The 17,892-nt window shown below is 67.3% G+C and carries 19 protein-coding genes; 6 read left to right on the forward strand and 13 right to left on the reverse strand.

Annotated elements, in window-relative coordinates; all coding sequences use genetic code 11:
* Nucleotides 1-2 precede the first annotated feature (2 nt).
* The 5 genes from ACRARE_RS11715 to ACRARE_RS11735 form a co-directional block, all read right to left on the reverse strand.
* Nucleotides 3-1,025, reverse strand: coding sequence for a TRAP transporter substrate-binding protein (locus ACRARE_RS11715; protein WP_432656622.1), 1,023 nt, complete (start codon nt 1,023-1,025; stop codon nt 3-5).
* 178 nt (nt 1,026-1,203) lie between these two features.
* On the reverse strand, nt 1,204-1,536 hold the full coding sequence (locus ACRARE_RS11720; protein ID WP_432656623.1) for a hypothetical protein: 333 nt from the start codon (nt 1,534-1,536) through the stop codon (nt 1,204-1,206).
* A gap of 3 nt (nt 1,537-1,539) precedes the next feature.
* Nucleotides 1,540-2,376 carry an intradiol ring-cleavage dioxygenase gene (locus ACRARE_RS11725; RefSeq protein ID WP_432656624.1) on the reverse strand — a complete coding sequence of 279 codons (837 nt, stop codon included), beginning with the start codon at nt 2,374-2,376 and terminating at the stop codon, nt 1,540-1,542.
* Nucleotides 2,373-3,452: a maleylacetate reductase gene (locus ACRARE_RS11730; RefSeq protein ID WP_432656625.1), complete on the reverse strand. Its 1,080-nt coding sequence runs from the start codon at nt 3,450-3,452 to the stop codon at nt 2,373-2,375. Before ACRARE_RS11730 ends, ACRARE_RS11725 begins: the two co-directional genes overlap by 4 nt.
* A 1-nt stretch (nt 3,453) precedes the next feature.
* Nucleotides 3,454-4,665 (reverse strand): flavin-dependent oxidoreductase, encoded by a 1,212-nt coding sequence (locus ACRARE_RS11735; RefSeq protein WP_432656626.1) that lies wholly within the window; start codon nt 4,663-4,665, stop codon nt 3,454-3,456.
* 157 nt (nt 4,666-4,822) lie between these two features.
* Between ACRARE_RS11735 and ACRARE_RS11740 the strand changes: the two genes are divergently transcribed.
* Entirely contained in the window at nt 4,823-5,716 is an 894-nt protein-coding gene (locus ACRARE_RS11740) for an AraC family transcriptional regulator (protein ID WP_432656627.1), read from the forward strand.
* A 17-nt stretch (nt 5,717-5,733) separates the two neighbouring features.
* Here the strand turns inward: ACRARE_RS11740 and ACRARE_RS11745 are convergent, their stop codons facing one another.
* The 6 genes from ACRARE_RS11745 to ACRARE_RS11770 all read right to left on the reverse strand — a co-directional run bounded on the left by ACRARE_RS11745 (nt 5,734) and on the right by ACRARE_RS11770 (nt 10,767).
* Nucleotides 5,734-6,645 carry a LysR family transcriptional regulator gene (locus ACRARE_RS11745; RefSeq protein ID WP_432656628.1) on the reverse strand — a complete coding sequence of 304 codons (912 nt, stop codon included), beginning with the start codon at nt 6,643-6,645 and terminating at the stop codon, nt 5,734-5,736.
* Between the two features lie 95 nt (nt 6,646-6,740).
* Nucleotides 6,741-7,514: a cyclase family protein gene (locus tag ACRARE_RS11750; RefSeq protein WP_432656629.1), complete on the reverse strand. Its 774-nt coding sequence runs from the start codon at nt 7,512-7,514 to the stop codon at nt 6,741-6,743.
* A 55-nt stretch (nt 7,515-7,569) separates the two neighbouring features.
* Nucleotides 7,570-8,019, reverse strand: a complete 450-nt coding sequence (locus ACRARE_RS11755) for an acyl-CoA thioesterase (RefSeq protein WP_432656630.1) — start codon at nt 8,017-8,019, stop codon at nt 7,570-7,572.
* Entirely contained in the window at nt 8,016-8,906 is an 891-nt protein-coding gene (locus ACRARE_RS11760; RefSeq protein WP_432656631.1) for a beta-keto acid cleavage family enzyme, read from the reverse strand. Before ACRARE_RS11760 ends, ACRARE_RS11755 begins: the two co-directional genes overlap by 4 nt.
* Nucleotides 8,907-9,205: 299 nt before the next feature.
* Complete coding sequence (locus tag ACRARE_RS11765; protein WP_432656632.1) at nt 9,206-9,679, reverse strand: nuclear transport factor 2 family protein; 474 nt, start codon at nt 9,677-9,679, stop codon at nt 9,206-9,208.
* A 65-nt stretch (nt 9,680-9,744) separates the two neighbouring features.
* Nucleotides 9,745-10,767: an MBL fold metallo-hydrolase gene (locus ACRARE_RS11770; protein ID WP_432656633.1), complete on the reverse strand. Its 1,023-nt coding sequence runs from the start codon at nt 10,765-10,767 to the stop codon at nt 9,745-9,747.
* Nucleotides 10,768-10,865: 98 nt separating this feature from the next.
* Here ACRARE_RS11770 and ACRARE_RS11775 point away from each other — a divergent pair, with 98 nt between their 5' ends.
* A complete protein-coding gene (locus tag ACRARE_RS11775) occupies nt 10,866-11,795 on the forward strand; it encodes a LysR family transcriptional regulator (protein WP_432656634.1) in 930 nt (309 codons plus the stop codon).
* Between the two features lie 49 nt (nt 11,796-11,844).
* Here ACRARE_RS11775 and ACRARE_RS11780 read toward each other — a convergent pair whose 3' ends face one another.
* On the reverse strand, nt 11,845-12,699 hold the full coding sequence (locus ACRARE_RS11780) for a fumarylacetoacetate hydrolase family protein (RefSeq protein WP_432656635.1): 855 nt from the start codon (nt 12,697-12,699) through the stop codon (nt 11,845-11,847).
* An 82-nt stretch (nt 12,700-12,781) separates the two neighbouring features.
* Nucleotides 12,782-13,840 carry a Rieske 2Fe-2S domain-containing protein gene (locus ACRARE_RS11785; RefSeq protein ID WP_432656636.1) on the reverse strand — a complete coding sequence of 353 codons (1,059 nt, stop codon included), beginning with the start codon at nt 13,838-13,840 and terminating at the stop codon, nt 12,782-12,784.
* 148 nt (nt 13,841-13,988) lie between these two features.
* Here ACRARE_RS11785 and ACRARE_RS11790 point away from each other — a divergent pair, with 148 nt between their 5' ends.
* From ACRARE_RS11790 to ACRARE_RS11805, 4 genes are all read left to right on the forward strand, one after another.
* Nucleotides 13,989-14,903 (forward strand): LysR family transcriptional regulator, encoded by a 915-nt coding sequence (locus ACRARE_RS11790; protein WP_432656637.1) that lies wholly within the window; start codon nt 13,989-13,991, stop codon nt 14,901-14,903.
* Between the two features lie 234 nt (nt 14,904-15,137).
* Nucleotides 15,138-16,160, forward strand: a complete 1,023-nt coding sequence (locus tag ACRARE_RS11795) for an ABC transporter substrate-binding protein (protein ID WP_432656638.1) — start codon at nt 15,138-15,140, stop codon at nt 16,158-16,160.
* Between the two features lie 65 nt (nt 16,161-16,225).
* Entirely contained in the window at nt 16,226-17,011 is a 786-nt protein-coding gene (locus ACRARE_RS11800; RefSeq protein ID WP_432656639.1) for an ABC transporter ATP-binding protein, read from the forward strand.
* Entirely contained in the window at nt 17,008-17,784 is a 777-nt protein-coding gene (locus ACRARE_RS11805; RefSeq protein WP_432656640.1) for an ABC transporter permease, read from the forward strand. Before ACRARE_RS11800 ends, ACRARE_RS11805 begins: the two co-directional genes overlap by 4 nt.
* Nucleotides 17,785-17,892 lie beyond the last annotated feature (108 nt).

Consider the following 17,892-nt stretch of genomic DNA (forward strand, 5'->3'; position numbering starts at 1 on the left):
CCTTACTCGCTGAAGCGGGCGATGGCCGCATGGGCCGCGTCGATCAGGGCGGGGGCGTCGATTCCCTCTTGCGAGACATCCGCGCTCCAGCGTTCGATCACCGCGTCGCTGGCGGTTTCGAACCCGGCCCATCCCTCGGGGGACATCTCGATCACCGGGCGGCTTTGGGCGAACTGGGCGGCCACGTCGCGTTCGACTTGGTCGAAGCCCGCGCCGATCTCTTCGGCGATGGCAGCGCCGGAGTTGGCGTCGATCACCGCCTTCAGGTCGTCGGGCAGGCTGTCGTAGCGTTCCTTGTTCATCGCGAAGAGGAAGACCGTGGTGCCTGAACGCAGGTGGTCGGGGCCTTCGAAGGTGAAATCGGTCAGCTCGTCCAGCTTCATCGGGCCCGCGGCCTCGAAGGGCAGCAGCGCCCCTTCGATCGCGCCCTTGGACAGGGCCTGCGGCAGGTCAGGGGCGGGCATGGAGACGGGCTCGGCGCCCCATTCGCCGATCAGCCAGCCGGCCACGCGCGAGGGGGTGCGCAGCTTCACCCCCTGAAGGTCGGCGACCTCGGTCACCTCATGGCCCTTCAGGTGCAGGGCATAGCCGCCATGGACGTGGATCAGCAGCGGATGGACCTCTTCCAGATCCGCCGCAAGCATCGGCATCATCGACTGGATCGCCATGGTCGTGGCGCGGGCCGAATTGCGATGCACGCCGGGCAGTTCGAAGACCTCCAGCCGCTTGAACTGGCCCGGGGTATAGCTGGGCAGGGTCCAGACTATATCAGCCAGGCCGTCGCGGACCTGGCGGTACAGTTCCGGCGCCTTGCCGCCCATCGACATGGCGGGGAAGATCTCGACCTGGATACGGCCGTCCGATTGCTCTTCGATCCGCTGGGCCCAGGGTTCGATCAGCACCTTTTGGACGGTGGCGTTCGGCCCCAGGAAATGCTGTACGGTCAGGGTTACATCCTGGGCCACGGCGGCGGTGGACAGCATAAGCGTCCCCGCAAGCCCGGCGAGGGCCAGCTTGAAGTTCATTGATTTTCCTCCCAAATTCTGATCGCCGGTCCGGGTGTTTCCGCCGCGTTGCGGGGGATGGGCGGGCGATCCGATGTCACGAAAATGACCGGAAGCGGGCCTTTCATAAAGACACGCCCCAGACATAACATTGCATAATTTCAACATTGGCTCCGCCGGGGTCGGGGCCCGGCCCGGGTCACTTCAGCGTGACGTAATGGGCCGGATCCAGTGCCGTGGCGCGCAGGGCGGGCGGGGTGCCCAGGATCGGTGCCAGCTGGGCGCGGAGCACCTCGCAAAGCGCGCCGATCCTGTCCGGCGTCCGGTCCGGGTGGCGCAGCAGGGCGATCTCGACATTGCACTGGGGCTGGTCGGGCAGGCCGTGCACGGGCACCACGGCCAGCTGGCAGGCCGCCCGGGGCACGCCCAGGTCCTGCATCAGCCGGTCGCGCAGGGCGGGCAGAGCCGCCAGCAGGGCGGGGCCGTGGCTGTCCCACAGGGGCTCTGCCAGGTAGATCTTCAGGTTCGGCATCCTTCAGCCCTCCGGGACCATCACGAAGTCGAAGGGCGAGCGCCACAGCGTCTCGGCCTCGACCCGTTCGAAGGGCGCGACCAGGCTTTCCTTGACCCCGAAGACGGTGTCCGAGGTCAGATAGGGGTCTTCGCCGACGAAGGTGTGGGTGATGATCGGCCGGAAGCCCGGCGCGCTGACCCGGTAATGCATATGCGCCGGCCGGAAGGGGTGCCGCCCGAGCTGGCCAAGCAGCTTGCCCACCGGGCCATCATCGGGGATCGGGTAGCTGACCGGCTTGATGCCGCGAAAGGCATAGCGCCCGTCGGCGCCGGTGGTGAAGATGCCCCGGTTGTTCCATCTGGGCTGAATCTCGGGCTGCTGCACATCGTAATAACCCTCGGCATTGTCCGACCAGACGTCGATCCGGGCGCCCGCGACGGGCTGCCCCTCCAGATCGAGGACCCGGCCCTCGTAGAGACAGCTTTCGCCCTTGCCATCCAGCGAGATCGTCTCGCCCATGGCCCGTTCCGGCGCGCCTGCCACATGGAAGGGGCCCAGCACCGTGTTCTCGGTCGCGCCCTCGGGGCGGCGGTTGTTGATCGCGTCGACCAGCATCGACAGGCCCAGGATGTCGGACAGCAGGATGAATTCCTGCCGCTCGTCGGTGCAGATTTGGCCGGTCTGGGTCAGGAAGGCGATGGCATGGTCCCATTCGTCCTGGGTCAGCTCGACCTCTTTGGTGAAGGTGTGCAGGTGGCGCACCAGCGCCGCCATGACCTGGGCCAGGCGCGGGTTGGCTTCGGCCCCGATGCGGGCGTTGACGGTCTCGGCCGAGGCCTCTTCGGTGAAGTAGCTCATGTCGTCCTCTCGATCTCCGGGCGGGCGCCTTCGAAGGCGCGGTGCAGCAGGGCGCGCAGGGGCGCGGCCTCGACCGGACGGGGGTTCCAGTAGGGGTTGGCCAGGGCCAGTTCGGTCACCCGGTCCAGGTCGGCCTTGCTGACGCCGAGGTCCTTCAGCGCGCGCGGCGCGCCCATGCGGGCGGCAAAGTCATAAAGGCCGTCGGCGGCGGTGTCGGCCTGAAGGATCCGCGCCACCGGGGCCAGGGCGGGCCCGGCCACGGCCTCGTTATAGGCGGTGGCATGGGGCAGCAGGATGGCGTGGGTCTCCGCGTGCGGCAGGCCCAGGCTGCCGCCCAGGGTGTGGCAAAGCTTGTGATGCAGGGCCATGCCCACCTGGGCCAGGACCGTGCCGCAGGCCCAGGCCCCGAAGAGCGTGTCTTCGCGCGCCGCCAGGTCGCCGGGCGCAGCCCGCAGCAGCGGCAGGCCGCCCGCGAAGGCGCGGATCCCCTCCAGCGCCAGGGCCGAGGACAGGCGGTTGCCGTCACGGGCATAAAGCCCTTCGACGGCATGGGCGATGGCGTTCAGGGCGCTGGTCACGGTCAGGCCCAGGGGCAGGCTGGCCACCAGCTCGGGGTCGTAGACCACCGCCTCGGGCTGGACCTTCTGCGAGGCGAAGGTGCTTTTCACCCCGTTCTCGGTCTGGCCCAGGACCGGGGTCGCCTCGGACCCGGCATAGGTGGTTGGCAGGACGATCTGCGGCAGGTCGGTGCGCCAGGCCAGGGCCTTGGCCAACCCCACGGTAGAGCCGCCGCCGATGGCGATCAGCCCGTCGGCGTCGCCCAGGGCGTCCAGGGCGGCCTCGGTCACCTCGACCGGGGTGTGCATGGTCGCCTCGGTGAAGATCCCCGCGCAGGCCGGACCCAGGGCGCGGGCCATCTCCTGCCCCTGGGGGGCCTGCTGCGGCGTGGTCAGGACCAGCGCCCGGCGAATGCCCAGCGTGGCCAGTTCGGGCGAGAGGTCGGCCCGGGCGCCCGCGCCGAAGCGCAGGCTGACCGGGCGCCCTTCGGCAGAGAAGCCGGCGAAAAAGCGGGACATCTCAGGCGCTCTTCTTCTGGAAGCCCGCGACATTGCGATAGCTGGCGGCCACCGCCTCCAGCTCTTCGGCGGTGATCAGCTCTTCGATGCGGTCCTCGGGGCCGCTGACCCGGGCATCGGCGATGTCCAGCACCTGTTCCGGCCCGCCCTGGCGGTTCATCCGCACCACGCTGGCGGTGACGGGGCGGCGGATCTCTTCATAGGCCAGCAGGCCGCCGGGGCCGGGGTTTGCGGCCAGGCAATCGGCCAGGACGCGGCCGTCGATGATCGCCTGGCTCGCGCCATTGGCGCCGATCGGGTACATCGGGTGCGCCGCATCGCCCAGCAGGGTCACCGCGCCATCGGTCCAGAAGGGCAGGGGGTCACGGTCGATCATCGGAAACTCGGTCACCGTCTCGGTGGCCTCGAGGATCCGGGCGATATCCATGTCGCCCATGCTGAAGTCGCGGAAGGGCGTGACGTAGTCGGTGGTGGCGCCGCGGGTCCAGTCGGCATCCTGGATGTGGCGCGGGCTGGACAGGCGCACCTCGGCCACCCAGTTGGTCAACGCCCGGCCCTTCTGGCGCAAGGGCTCGCTGATCGGGTAGGTGACGAACTTCACGTCGTGGTTTCCGGCAATCACCATGGTGCGCCCGTCGCCGATCTGGTCCATCTCGACCGCGCCGCGGAACATCATCGTGCCTTCGTAGTTCAGCGGCCCCTCGTCCGGGTGGATCTGCGCGCGCAGCTTCGAACGCAGCCCCTCGGCGCCGATCAGCAGATCCGTTTCATGCCGGCTGCCATCGGCGAAAAGGACGGTGACGCCCGCCTCGCCCTGCTCGTAGCCGGTCACCGCCTTGTCTTGAAGGACCGCGTCCTGACCCATGCGTTCGCGCACCGCCTCCAGCAGCAGGAACTGCAACTCCCCCCGATGCACGGAATATTGCGGCGCCGGAAAGCCCGCCTCGACGCTGCGCGGATCGGACTGGATCAGATGGCCGAACCGGGTGCGGTATTCGATGCAGCGGGTGCGGATGGCCATGGCATCAAGGCGCGGCCCCAGGCCCAGCCCGTGCAGCACCTCGGCGGAATGGGGCATCACGTTGATACCCACCCCAAGGGGCCGGATCTCGGGCACGGCCTCGAAGACCTGCGGGCGGAAGCCCTGTTCATGCAGGCAGAGCGCGGCGGTCAGCCCGCCGATACCGGCCCCGGCAATGGCGATCCTTGTCATGGTGTACCTCTCCATTCATTTTCAAAATCCGATCTCTGGCAAGCCGCGCCTGCCCTCGGAAAGTCTCCCTGGTGGCTTTGTTTTCGCCATGATGCTTGACGGGGGCAATTCACTGGCCTGACAATGACTGTCACTATTCCGACCGAAGGGCAGGGCGATGGTAGAGACCCATCTGGACCGGGACCGCTATGTGATGGGGGATGCCTCGGACCATGTCGGCTTCCTGAACATCGAACGGATCACCGACCGGCGGCACATCCACGGCTGGCATGTCGATCCGCATTTTCACGAGGGTCTGGCGCAGCTCTTCGTCTTCGAATGCGCAGGCATCGAGGCCCGGATCGACTATGAGCCGCTGCGCCTGGACGAACCGGCCGTTCTGTGGCTGCCGCCCCTGTGCAGCCACGGGTTCGACTATCCCGAAGAGGCCGACGGCTGGGTCCTGACGGTGCCAAGCAGCGACGTGACCCGGATCGCCACGGGGCGCAGCTGGCTGGAACGCTGGATCCACGCGCCGAAGGTGCTGCGGGCCTCGGATGCGCCAGAGGCCATGCGCGACTGCGCGGCCCTGGCCCGCAACGTCGGCATCGAAGGCGCCCGCCAGGGGGAAGAGCGCAACATCGTGCTGGAGTCGCTGTTCTTGCTGCTGCTGGTGCAGCTGCATCGCGGCCTGCAACGGGCGGCGGCCGAACCCGACAGCGGGCCCGACCGGCGGCAGCACCTGCTGAACCGGTTTCACGGGTTGCTGGACCAGCACCTGCAACAGACCCGGTCGGTTGCGGATTACGCCGCCATGCTGTCGGTCACGCCGACGCATCTGTCGCGCAGCATCAAGTCGGTCTGCGGTCGCACCGCCGGAGAGATCATCCACGACCGGGTGATGCTGGCGGCCAAGCGCGAACTGGTCTTCACCGACAAGTCGGTGACCCAGATCGCCTATGACCTGCAATTCTCGACCCCGTCCTATTTCACCCGCTTCTTCGTCCAGCAAGAGGGTGAGACGCCGCGCAGGTTCCGCGACCGGATGCGGGCGCCAGAGACCCAGGTCTAGCGCCGCCGGAGGCGGGCTCAGACCGCGTTGTCGTCCCGCATCTCCAGCAGGCGCGACCGGACGTAGCGCAGCACCTGGTCGCTGTCGCACAGCTGGTGCCACTGCATCCCGATGCGCAGCAGCGGCAGTTTCATCGGCGCGTCGAACATGCGCAGGGGCATGATCTTGCAAAACAGCTCGGCCAGGCGGCGGTGCACGATCGCGGCCCGGTCGGTGCCGGCGATCATGATCGGCACGGTGGCGAAATTGGCCACGATCACGTCCATCTCGCGCCGGTTGCCGTAAAGGTCGGCAATGGCGGATTCGTAGTTCGGCGGCCCGTCGGCCAGTTGCACCGTGACCTGGCGCAGGGCCATGAAGGTTTCCAGGTCGGGGGGCGTGTCGCCGATGCGCGCATTGTTTTCGTCGACGATCACCGAATGGCTGTCGGAGAAAAGGTGGCGCGAGGGGTGTTCGCTGGTCAGGAAGCGTTCGGGCATCACGGCAAAGTCGATCAGCCCGCGCGACAGGTAGGCGGTGGCGTCAGTCTTCGGCGCCAGCAGGGTGAAGCTGAGGCCGGGGGCCTCGCGCTGGATCTCGCGGATGGCGGCGCTCATGAAGGCCGTCGCGACATAGTCCGAGGTCATGATGCGGATGTTGCGCTTGACCGTGGCGGCCTCCAGGGTCGGCTGCTGGATGACCGTCGCCTCGATCTGCATCAGCGCGTTGCGGATCGCCACCGCCAGGTCCTCGGCCCGGGGCGTCAGGGTCATCTTGCGGCCGACCTGCACCAGAAGCTCGTCATCGAAATATTCGCGCAGCCGGGCCAGCGCGCCGCTGGTGGCGGACTGGCTGAGGCAAAGCTTCTCGGCCGCGCGCGACACGTTGCGCTCGGTCAGCAGCCGGTCGAGTGTCACCAGCAAGTTGAGGTCGAGCCCCCTGAACCGCATCCTGCATCGCCCTCCCTGGGTCCTGTCGTCCTGTCGCCGGGGCCGACATTAGGCCGCCCGGCCCGGGCGGTATAGCGCGGATCGGGGGCGTGGCCCTAGTCCGGCAGATGCGCCACCGCACGCACCCAGCCCGCCGAGGCGCCTTCGATCTTCACCGGAAAGCAGCTGAGCTTGAAGCCGTAATCGGGCAGCGTTTCGAGGTTGGTCAGCTTCTCTATGTGGCAATAGCCCCGCTCCATTCCGGCCTTGTGGCCTTCCCAGATGATCGACGGATCGCCGTCACGCTCGAAGCGTGCGCGGGTGTGGCCGAAGGGGGCGTCCCAGCTCCAGGCGTCGGTGCCGGTGATCTTCACCCCCTGTTCGGCCAGAAACAGCGTCGCCTCGCGCCCGAAGCCGCAGCCGCGGCTGAGGAAATCCGGGTGTCCATAGGCGGCCCCGGCGGCGGTGTTCATCAGCACGATGTCGAAGGGTTTCAGGCGGTAGCCGATCCGGTCCAGCTCGGCGCGGATGTCGTTGGCGGTGCAGACATGCCCGTCTGGCATGTCGCGGAAATCCAGTTTCACCGCATCGGCGAAGCACCACTCCAGCGGCACCTCGTCGATTGTGATGGCCCGGGCGCCGCCGTCCATCGTCGGGTGAAAGTGCCAGGGCGCATCCAGATGGGTGCCGTTGTGGGTGGTGATGCGCACCGTCTCGATCGCGGCCCCGGCGGCGCCGGGCAGATCCTCGGCCCGCAGGCCGGGAAACAGCATCATGAATTCCTCGGCGCCCTTGTCGTGACCGGCATAGTCGATCTGCGGCAGCATGTGCGGCGGGTCGGAGGCGATACCCTCCTTCAGGGCGACGGAAAGGTCGATAAGTCGTGGCATGGGGATCCCTGGTCTGATCTGGCGGGACGCGGGCGGGCCGCGTCCCGGAAGGGGGTCATTCGGCGGTGAAGAACCCGACGGTGAAGGCCTGGGGCAGGGGCTGCGCCTTGATCGCGCCGGGCTTGTCGGGATGACGCCCGACCCAGACCCGCTTGTCGGTGCCTTCGGCGATCACCGTCCCGTCCAGATGGGCGATGCGGTGATGCAGCTCGATCGAGGAGCCGCCGAAGCGGGCCACATGGCTGGTGATCTCGACCACGTCGCCATAGGTCGCGGGGGCGCGAAAGCTGACCTGGCTGTCGACCATGGGCCAGCCGACGATGTCGTGGGTGGCCTGGATCTGGCGCTTGCTCAGGCCGGTGACATGGTGGAACAGCGCGTTGGTATTGGCGTCGAACATCTCCGCATAGCGGGGATAGTAGACGATGCCGGCGGGGTCGCATTCGCTCCACTCGATCTCGCGGCGCCGGGTCAGGCGGACGGGGGTGCCGGGGGTCTGGGTCATTTCAGCGCCTTCAGTCCCAGCATGTCGCGCGCCTCGCCCGGGGTGGCGATGTCCAGCTGCAACTCCTTTGCGATCCGCACCGTGCGGGCGACCAGCTGTTCGTTCGTCGCCTTCTCGCCGCGGGCGTAATACAGGTTGTCCTCCAGTCCGACGCGGACATGGCCGCCCCAAAGCATCGCCTGGGTGGTGCCCGCCAGCTGCGCCGGACCGATGGCCGAGATGTTCCAGACCGAGCCCTCGGGCAGGAGCTTGATCATCGCCTCCAGGATGTCGTGGCTGTAGGGCATGGCGCCCTGGAAGTTGCGGTTGGCCCCCAGCACGAAGTTGAAGAAATAGGGCGGCTTGTCGTAGCCCATGGCGATCAGCCGGTTGGCATCGTTGATGATATGCGCCGGGCTGAACACCTCCCATTCGGGCTTGATGCCCTTTTCCTGCATGGTCTTGGCCAGGATCTCGCAGCGGGCCGGGGTGGTCAGCACCAGCAACTCTTTGCCCGGCACCACGGTGTCGACGGCGGTGAAGGCGTCCATGGTGCACATCTCGGCGCCCGCCATGGTGCCTTTCAGGCGCTCGTCGAAATTGTTCTCGCAGATGCCGTCGGGCCGTTCCAGAACCATGTCCCCGGTCGAGCCGCCGCCGGTGGAGTTGTTGAGGATGATGTCGGACCCCGCCCGGACCTTCTCGTTGATTGCGCGATAGATGTCGGGGTTGCAGGTGGCCAGGTGATCGGGGCGGCGGGCATGAAGCGCGGCGATGGCCGCGCCTGCCTTGGCCGACTTGATGACGCTGTCGGCGATCTCATCCGGCTGGGTCGGCAAATGCGGCGAGGCCTCTTTGGGGGCCATGCCGCCGGTGGGGGCGACGGTAATGATCAGCTTCGAACTCAAGGGGTCCTCCTTCGGGCATCGGGTTTGCGCGCCGGGGACCGTGTCGGAGGAAGGGGGCACATCTTTCCCGGGCCCGTCCATGGGGCCATGGCGGGGTGGGCAGATGGGCGGGTGGTCGGGTCTCCTCCGGACGCTCCCGGCGTCTGAGCGGATCTAACGCCAGATCCGCGCGCGCCGTATGGCCTAATTTCCGAAGTCAGCTATCGGTCTGGCCGATATATCCCGCTGTGGAGGATCGCTTGGCCGGTGGCCGCAGCCGCGCCCGGGCCACGCGGGCCCGGGGCGGCGCCATCGGGGCCTCAGAACATCCCGTTGTCGTTGGCGGCGGTCTCGGGGATGGTCTGGGTCACGTCCCAGTGTTCCACGATCAGCCCGTCCTCGACCCGGAAGATATCGACGATGGCCCGGCCACGGTCATCCGCGCCCGAGGTCGCATGGACATGCAGCCAGACCAGATCGCCCGAGGCGGCGCTTCTGACGATCTCGTTCTTGGCGGCGGGGTTCTCGGCGAACAGGCCGGTGAAGAAATCGACGAAGGGGGCCTTGCCGTCGGGCACATGGGGATTGTGCTGGATATAGTCGCCGGCCACGACCGAGGAGGCGGCGGCGACGTCATGGTCGAGGAAGACCCCTTCGTAGAAGGTGGTCACCAGGGCCAGGTTGGCGGCCTCCTGGGCGGTGTCGCGCTCGGGCGCCTGGGCCGTGGCGAGGGTGCCGGTCAGCAGGGCGGTGGCAACCAGCGGGGTCAGGCGGAATACGGAAGGGAAACGCATGGCAATCGTCCGTCTTGGGAAAGGGCAGGGGGGCAGGCCCGGGGAAGGGGCCTGCCGCAGGGCGCTTAGCGGTAGCTGAACAGGTATTCGGCCACCATTTCGGCATTGGCCGGAGTTGCTGCCTCGAAACCGTAGTAGGCGCCGTATGTGTCGCGCAAGCTCTCGGTGGCGCGACGGGCGATCTCGTCGTACCAGGCGGGCAGCATCGGGGTATGGGCGGTCAGCGTCGCGGTATCCACGCCAAAGCCCCAGGGCACCTCGCCCATGGCCTGACCCACGGCGGCCTCGAGATCGTCGAGGAATTGCAGGTAGAAGGCGATGTCCTCATGGGCGCCGACATTGCCGTGCCCGCCCGACAGATAGTCCCAGTCCAGCGCGCCGATCTGTTCGACCAGCTGACGGTAGCCCAGGTAAGAGGCCGAGCCGGCGAAGGACCAGAAGGGCGGCTGGTCGGGGTTGATGACATCGGGGATATGCGCGACCTTTTCGCCTTCCAGGTAGAAGATCGAATGGTCATGGGCGTGGGCGTCATCCTCGGCGGCGATCACGTCGACGGTCAGCCCCTCGAAGGCAAAGCTGGTCTCGTCCGTGCCCAGAACACGGGTCGGTGCAGGGTGGCCGGAGCCCAGCTTTTCCATCTGCGCGGCGGTGGCGGCGGTGGCGATCACCTCGGCCTCGGGGAAGGCCGCGAGGATCACCGGCGCGTCCTGGATGTGGTCGGCGTGGTTGTGGCTGTAGACAAGGGCGGTGACCGGCAGGTCGGTCACCTCGGCGATGGCCTCCAGCAGGCCCGCGCCCTGACCTTCCAGCGCGTCGAACAGCAGCACGCCCTCGTCACCGACGTAGAAGACGGTGCCGTAAAAGCCGCCCTGATAGAAATAGACCCGGTCGGTCAGCTTTTGCAGGACGAAGGCCTGGGTCATGTTCTTGGTGAAGAGGTTCTCGATCTTCTCGCCCGGGGCCAGCGCCTGGGTGGCGGATTCGGCGCGGTAGGTGGCGCCCACGGTCGAGGGCACCTCGGCCAGGGCGCCCTGGCCCAGGACGAGGGCCAGCGCGGTGGTGGCGGCGAAACGGAATTTGCGGGTCATTGCGGTGCCTTCCTGTGGCTGCATCATTTTGATGACCCAGAGGTAGCTCCGATGATCGTATGTCAGTAGGCCTATAAAATGCGATTAATTGTATTGATATGGCATACGGTTGCCGCTACGCCCTGCCCATGCTGAAGCTTGATCGCCTGCCCCATTTCCTTGCCGTCGCCGAGGCCGGTTCCTTTACCCGCGCGGCCGAACGTCTGGGCCTGACCAAGGCGGTGGTCAGCGCCCAGGTGGCACGGCTGGAGGATGAGTTGGGCGTGTCGCTGTTCGTGCGCACGACCCGCAGCGTCGCGCTGACCGAGGATGGCGAGCTGTTGCTGGGGCACGCCCGGCAGATCCTGGCAGAGGCCGAAAGCGCCCAGGAAACCCTGCGCTCGAAATGGGAGGCGCCCTCGGGCGTCCTGCGGATCGCGGCGCCACTGGACTATGGGCAAAGCTTTCTGGTGCCGGTGCTGGCGCAGTTCCGGGCGTTGCATCCGGCCTGCCGGGTGGCGCTGGATCTCAGCGACAGCATCGTCGATCTTCACAGCGGCAACTGGGATCTGTCGATCCGCCTGGGCTGGCCGCCGGATTCCAGCCTGAAGTCGCGCCGCGTCGGTCGTTTCACGCAGCGCCTGGTGGCCAGCCCGGCACTGGCCGCGCGCTATCCCGCCCCGACCTGTCCCAAGGAGCTGGAGGGCTGGCCCTTCGTCCGCAATTCGGCCCTGCGCGATCACCTCGGCCAGGAGTTCTCGAAAGGGGCAGAGCAGCGCGACCGGATCCGGCCGGACGTGGTCGCGGCCATCACCACGACCCCGGCGGTTCTGGCCGGGGCGCTGGCGGGGCTGGGCGCGGCGATCCTGCCGGACTTCCTTGTTGCCGATCCGCTGGCCAGCGGCGATCTGGTGCCGCTTCTGCCGGACTGGCACCTGCCCGAGGGCGGGATCCACATTCTTTACGCCCCGGCCCGCTTCCGCCCGCCGCGGGTGGTGGAATTCGTCAAGCTGCTGGTCAGCGCCGAGAAGGCCCGCCGCGACCCGTGACCGCGTCTCCACCGGGCCTTTGCTGACCCGACGGGTGCCGCCCGGGCCCTCAGACCGCGTCCCAGGGCACGGTGGTCTGGCACTGCTCGCCCAGCCCTTCGATGCCCAGGCGCAGGGTCTGGCCGGGGCGTAGGTAGACCGGATCGGGCTTTTGCCCCATGCCTACCCCCGGCGGCGTGCCGGTCGAGATCACATCGCCCGGATGCAGGGTCATGAACTGGCTCAGATAGGCTACCAGATGGGCCACGCCAAAGACCATCGTCGCGGTCGAGCCGTCCTGATAGCGGTGGCCGTCCACCTCCAGCCACATGGCCAGATCCTGCGGGTCGGCGATCTCGTCGCGGGTGACCATCCAGGGGCCCAGGGGGCCGAAACTATCCGCCGACTTGCCCTTCACCCACTGGCCAGAGCGTTTCTGCTGGAAATCGCGTTCGGAGACGTCGTTGACCAGGCAATAGCCCGCCACATGCTCCATCGCCTGGGCCGGGTCGATATAGCGGGCGGTCTGGCCGATGACCACGCCCAGTTCGACCTCCCAGTCGGTGGCGGTGCTGCCCTTGGGGATGATCAGCGGGTCATTGGGGCCGCAGATGGCCGAATTGGCCTTCATGAAGAGGATCGGTTCCTCGGGCAGGTCCATCCCCGCCTCGGCGGCGTGATCGGCATAGTTCAGGCCGATGCACATCATCTTGCCCACCTGGCCGACACAGGGGCCGATCCGGGCGCCGGGGTCCAGCACCGGCAGGGCCTGGGCGTCGGCCGCCGCGATCCGGGCCAGCCCGTCGGGGGTCAGCGCGGCGCCGGCGATGTCCTCGACCACGCCGGAAAGGTCGCGCCAGGTGCCATCGCCGTGCAGCAAGGCGGGCTTTTCCGCGCCCGGGGCGCCGATACGCATCAGTTTCATCACATCCTCCTGTCTTTGCCCCCGTTGTCCCGAGAAAGGCCCGGGGGCGCAAGCCCCGGGGGCGCGGGGATCAGGGGGCGGATCAGATCGCGGTGACGATGCCCAGCTCCTCCAGCCATTTCTGGTACTGGATCAGCGGCAGATCGCCCGGGCGGATCGGCAGTTCGACCTTGGCCCAGAAAGGCGGCAGCAGCCAGGGCCGCTGGCTTTCGATGATCGGCTTGTCCTGCATCCGCACATGGGCGGCCATCTCGGTGAAGGTGGCGTCGCTTTCGGGCGCCAGGTCGTAGTTGCGCGCGAAGATCCAGAAGTTGCGGGTGCGGTTCCAGTCCAGCGGGCAGGTGGCCAGCCAGATCACGTAACGCCCGCCGGGGCTGTCCTTCACCAGGCGGATCACGTTGGGCATCCCCACATAGTCGGTATAAAGCAGCTGCACCGGCCCATCCTCCGCCGCGCCGCCGCCGTTGAAGATCCCCGCGGGCTGTTCCGCCGCATAGCGAAGCACCAGCTGGCTACCCTCGCGCCAGACCTCGTGGTCGGGCGGCTCGGGATGGTCCTGATCGCCCAGGATGCCCTCGTGGACCCAGGGGAAATGGGTGTCGTCCAGCGTGCCCATGATCATACGGGTCGAGGAGGTGGCGGTATCCTCGGGTTCCGCCAGGCGCACCTTGCGGAAGCTGTCGTCGTCATATTCGGGGAAGGGGGGCAGGTCGAAGGTCGCCTCGGCCTCCAGGCAGACCCAGATCAGCCCGTAGGCCTCGCGGGCGCGGAAGGCGGGGATGTCGGCGGCGGCGGGAATGGCGCGCCCCTCGGGCAGCTGCGGGATGCGGGCACAGCGCCCGCCCGCGCCGAAGGCCCAGCCGTGATAGGGGCATTGCAGCGCCGGTTTACCGTCGACCACGACCACCTTGCCCAGCGACAGCTGCGCCTGGAAATGCGAGCAGGTGTCGGGAAAGACATGCACCGCGCCCTCGAACCGCGCCAGCACCAGGCGGCGGCCCAGCAGTTCGACCGGGGCGGGGGCGTCGGTCAGGGCCGCGCTTTCCATCACCGGGTGCCAGAAGGGCGCCATGCCGGTGCGAAAGCCCGCGATAGCCTCGTCGCTGGGGCGGTCTTCGGGGATCTGGGTGCGCGGGGCCATGGGTCTCTCCTGTCTGGGGCTGGCCCGGATATGGCCTGGCCTGTGTGTGCGGAAAAAGTGCCGTTTTGCGGCGAAGCGCATCGAAAAATGTGTACGCTTTGCGGGGGCGGGCCTAGGGTGGGGCCGGGACGAACACGGGGGACGACAGATGCACAACCGCGCCCTGCGCTACATTGATGCGGTGGCCCGCCACGGGTCGATCCGCGCCGCCGCCGAGGCGGTGAACATCGCCCCCTCGGCCATCAACCGCTATGTGCTGGAGCTGGAGGCGGACCTGGGCGTGCCCCTGTTCGAGCGCCTGCCGCGCGGGATGCGGCCCACGGCGGCGGGGGAAATCCTGCTGATGCATATCCGGGGCACCCTGCGGGAGTATGACCGCGCGGTCTCCGAGATCGGCCAGCTGAAGACCGGCACCCGGGGCAAGGTCACCATCGCCTCTGTGGCCAGTCCGCTGTGGGGCCTTCTGCCCGCCGCCATCCATGCCTTTTCGCAGCGCTACCCCCGGGTCGAGTTCCATGTGCGCGAGTTTGACATGGACCAATGCGTGCGCGAGGTGGTCGAGGACCGCGCCGATCTGTGCCTGATCTTCAACCCGCCGCCGCGCCTGTCGCTGCGCCAGGTGGCCAGCGCAGACTTCCCCCTGGGCGTCATCGCCACGCCCGACCACCCGATCGCGCAGCGCCGCTCGGTGAAACTGGACCATCTGCTGGGCTATGACCTGGTGCTGCCCGATGGCGCCACCTCGATTGCCCGCGAGATCGACCATGTGCTGGAAACCCGGGATCTGCGCCTGAATGCACAATTTGTAAGCTCTTCCGTCGCCTATATGATCGCCCATGTGGCGCGTGGCGGGGCGGTTGGCATCATGACCCCGGTGGGGATCGAGGACCATTTGCGCGACGGGCGGCTGGTTTTCGTGCCGCTGACCGACCCCGGAATCCGCCCGCAGCGCCTGATTGCCGGGGCCGCCGATGCCGCCGTTTCGGTGGCGGCGGCCAATTTCTCTCAACAATTGCGGGGGTCTTTGCAGGAATGGGCCGAAACCGGCGGCCAGCCGGGCTAGGGCCGCGCGCGCCCGGCGCGCCTGCGCAGGCCCCGGGTCGCAGCGACGAGAGCGCCCGGGATGCCCTTACGCCTTCTGCGTGTGTGTGCGAAAAATTAGAACGCAATGACCCAATTTCTGGTCTGGATGCGTTGCCGCACGGGTGATCTGTCTATCCCATGCGAGGCCATGGCCCGCCCTTCGGGGTGCCGCCGACGCGTTGCGACCTAACCCATTCAACGGACAGGACATCACATGTATCTGGGCAGCAAAGCCATCCCGATGATCTCCGCCCTGGCCCTGGGGGCATCGACCCTGGGCGCCCTGGCCGACACCGACGTCAAATTCGCCCTCGACTGGCGGTTCGAAGGCCCCGCCGCGGGCTTCCTGCTGGCCGAGGACCTGGGCTATTTCGCCGAGGAAGGCCTGAACGTGACCATCGACACCGGCACCGGCTCGGTGAACACCATCCCGCGCGTGGCCTCGGGCCTTTACGACATGGGCTTTGGCGATCTGAACAGCCTGGTGAAGTTCCTCGACGAGGATCCCGCCCAGCCGGTGATCGGCGTCGGCATGGTCTATGACAAGCCGACCTTCGGCATCGTGGGCCGCAAGTCCCTGGGCATCACCGAGGATCCCAAGTCGGTCGAAGGCCGCAAGCTGGGCGCGCCGCCGCCGGATGGCGCTTGGGCCCAATGGCCGATCTTCAAGGATGTGGCGGGCATCGACGACAGCGCGATCACCATCGAATCCATCGGCTTCCCGGTGCGTGAACCGATGCTGGCCAATGGCGACGTCGACGGCGTCTTCGGCTTTACCTTCTCGGTCATCCTGAACCTGAAGGCCCAGGGCACCCCCGCCGATGACATCGTCGAGATCCTGATGGCCGACCACGGCCTGAACCTCTACGGCAACGCCATCCTGGCCAACGAGACCTTCGCCGCCGAGCACCCCGAGGCCGTCACCGGCCTGCTGCGCGCCGTGATCAAGGGCTTTGCCGCCGCCATCGAAGACCCCGCCGCCGGTGCGGCTGCTGTCGCCAAGCGCGATGGCACCCTGGACGTGGGCGTCGAGCAGGAACGTCTGCAAATGGCCATCGACGGCAACATCCTGACCCCCTACGTGCAGGAAAACGGCATGGGCGGTGTCGATGCCGAGCGTCTGGCCTCCTCCATCGAGCAGCTGAAGGTCTCCATGGGCATCTCTGACGAGATCTCGCCCGAGGATGTCTTCGACAGCTCCTACCTGCCCGCCGCTGAAGAGCGGATGCTGAAGTAAGCAAGACCTGCCTGGCGGCGGGGCCAGCCCCCCGGCCAGGCGACAGACCCGGAAAGACTGCCCAGATGCATCTTGTGAATATCGACGACGTGGAGATGCGTTACGGGGGCCCCGAGGGCACCCTGGCGGTCTCTGGGTTGAACGTGAAAATGGACCGCGGCGAGTTTGTCGCCGTGGTCGGCCCCTCGGGCTGCGGCAAGTCCACGCTGATGAAGCTGACGACCGGCCTGCAACGCCCGCAGAAGGGCGCCGTGGTGGTGGCGGGCAAGGAAGTGACCAAGCCCATTTCCATTGTCGGCATGGCCTTTCAGAACCCGATCATGCTGCCCTGGCGCACGACGCTGGACAATATCCTGCTGCCGTTGGAAATCGTCGAGAAGCACCGCAAGCGCATCCGCAGCCACCGCAAGGAATACGTCGAACGGGCCGAGCACCTGCTGGAACTGGTGGGGCTGAAGGGGTTCGGCGCGAAGTATCCCTGGCAGCTGTCGGGCGGGATGCAGCAGCGCGCCAACCTGTGCCGCGCGCTGATCCATGAACCCGAGCTGCTGATGCTGGACGAGCCCTTCGGCGCGCTGGATGCCTTCACCCGCGAAGAGCTGTGGTGCGTGATCCGCGACCTGCACGCCGATACCGACGTGACCGTCATGCTGGTGACCCACGACCTGCGCGAAAGCGCCTTCCTGGCGGACCGGATCCTGGTGCTGTCGGCGCGGCCCGGTCGGGTGATCGCCGATCACAAGGTGCCCTTTGCGCGCCCGCGCCAGCTGGATCTGCTTTACGACAACGACTTCAACCATCTGGTGCAGGACCTGCATTCCGAGATTGCCCGGGCGAGGGACAACGCATGAGTACCGAACGCAAGGGCCTGACCTTCGTCCAACTGGCGCCCTGGATCTATACCGCCGGGCTGTTCGCCGTCTGGGAAGCCGCCGTCTGGATCTTCAACCTGCCCGTCACCTTCCTGCCCGCGCCGTCGCGCATCGCCGCGGCCATCGTGCAATACTGGGGGCCGATCTGGTCCAACTCGCTCCAGACGCTTTACACCACCCTCTTGGGCTTCGTCCTGGCCATGGTGGGCGGTCTGGCCATCGGTCTGCTGATCGGCTGGTCGCGGTCGATCTACGCGGGTCTTTACCCGCTGATGATCGGCTTCAACGCCATTCCGAAGGTCGCCGTGGTGCCGATCCTGATCATCTGGTTCGGCATCGGCTCGATCCCGGCGATCATCACCGCCTTCCTGATCTCTTTCTTCCCCATCGTGGTGAACGTGGCCACGGGCCTGGCCACCATCGAGCCCGAGACCGAGGACATCCTGCGCGCCCTGGGCGCCAAGAAGATGGATATCATGATCAAGGTCGGGATTCCGCGCTCGATGCCCTATTTCTTCGCCTCGCTGAAGGTGGCGATCACCCTGGCCTTTGTCGGGTCGGTGCTGTCGGAAACCGTGGGTTCGAACACCGGGCTGGGCAACATGATGGCCGCCGCGCAAAGCCGGTTCAACGTGCCGCTGGTCTTCGCGGGGCTGGTGATGCTGGCGATCGAGGGCATCGTCATGTACGCCATCATGGCCTGGGTCGAACGCCGCATGACCGGCTGGGCGCATCGGTCGAGCATGGGGTGAGCGGCGTCTCGGAAACCCTCCGGGGGAGGGTTTCAGCCGCGAACGGGCGGAGCCCCGGGGTAGGCGTCTCGGAAACGCTCCGGGGGAGCGTTTCAGGGCCGAACGGGC

It is taken from the genome of Pseudooceanicola aquaeponti, assembly GCF_050897975.1.
In the GTDB taxonomy this organism is placed as follows: Bacteria; Pseudomonadota; Alphaproteobacteria; order Rhodobacterales; family Rhodobacteraceae; genus Pseudooceanicola.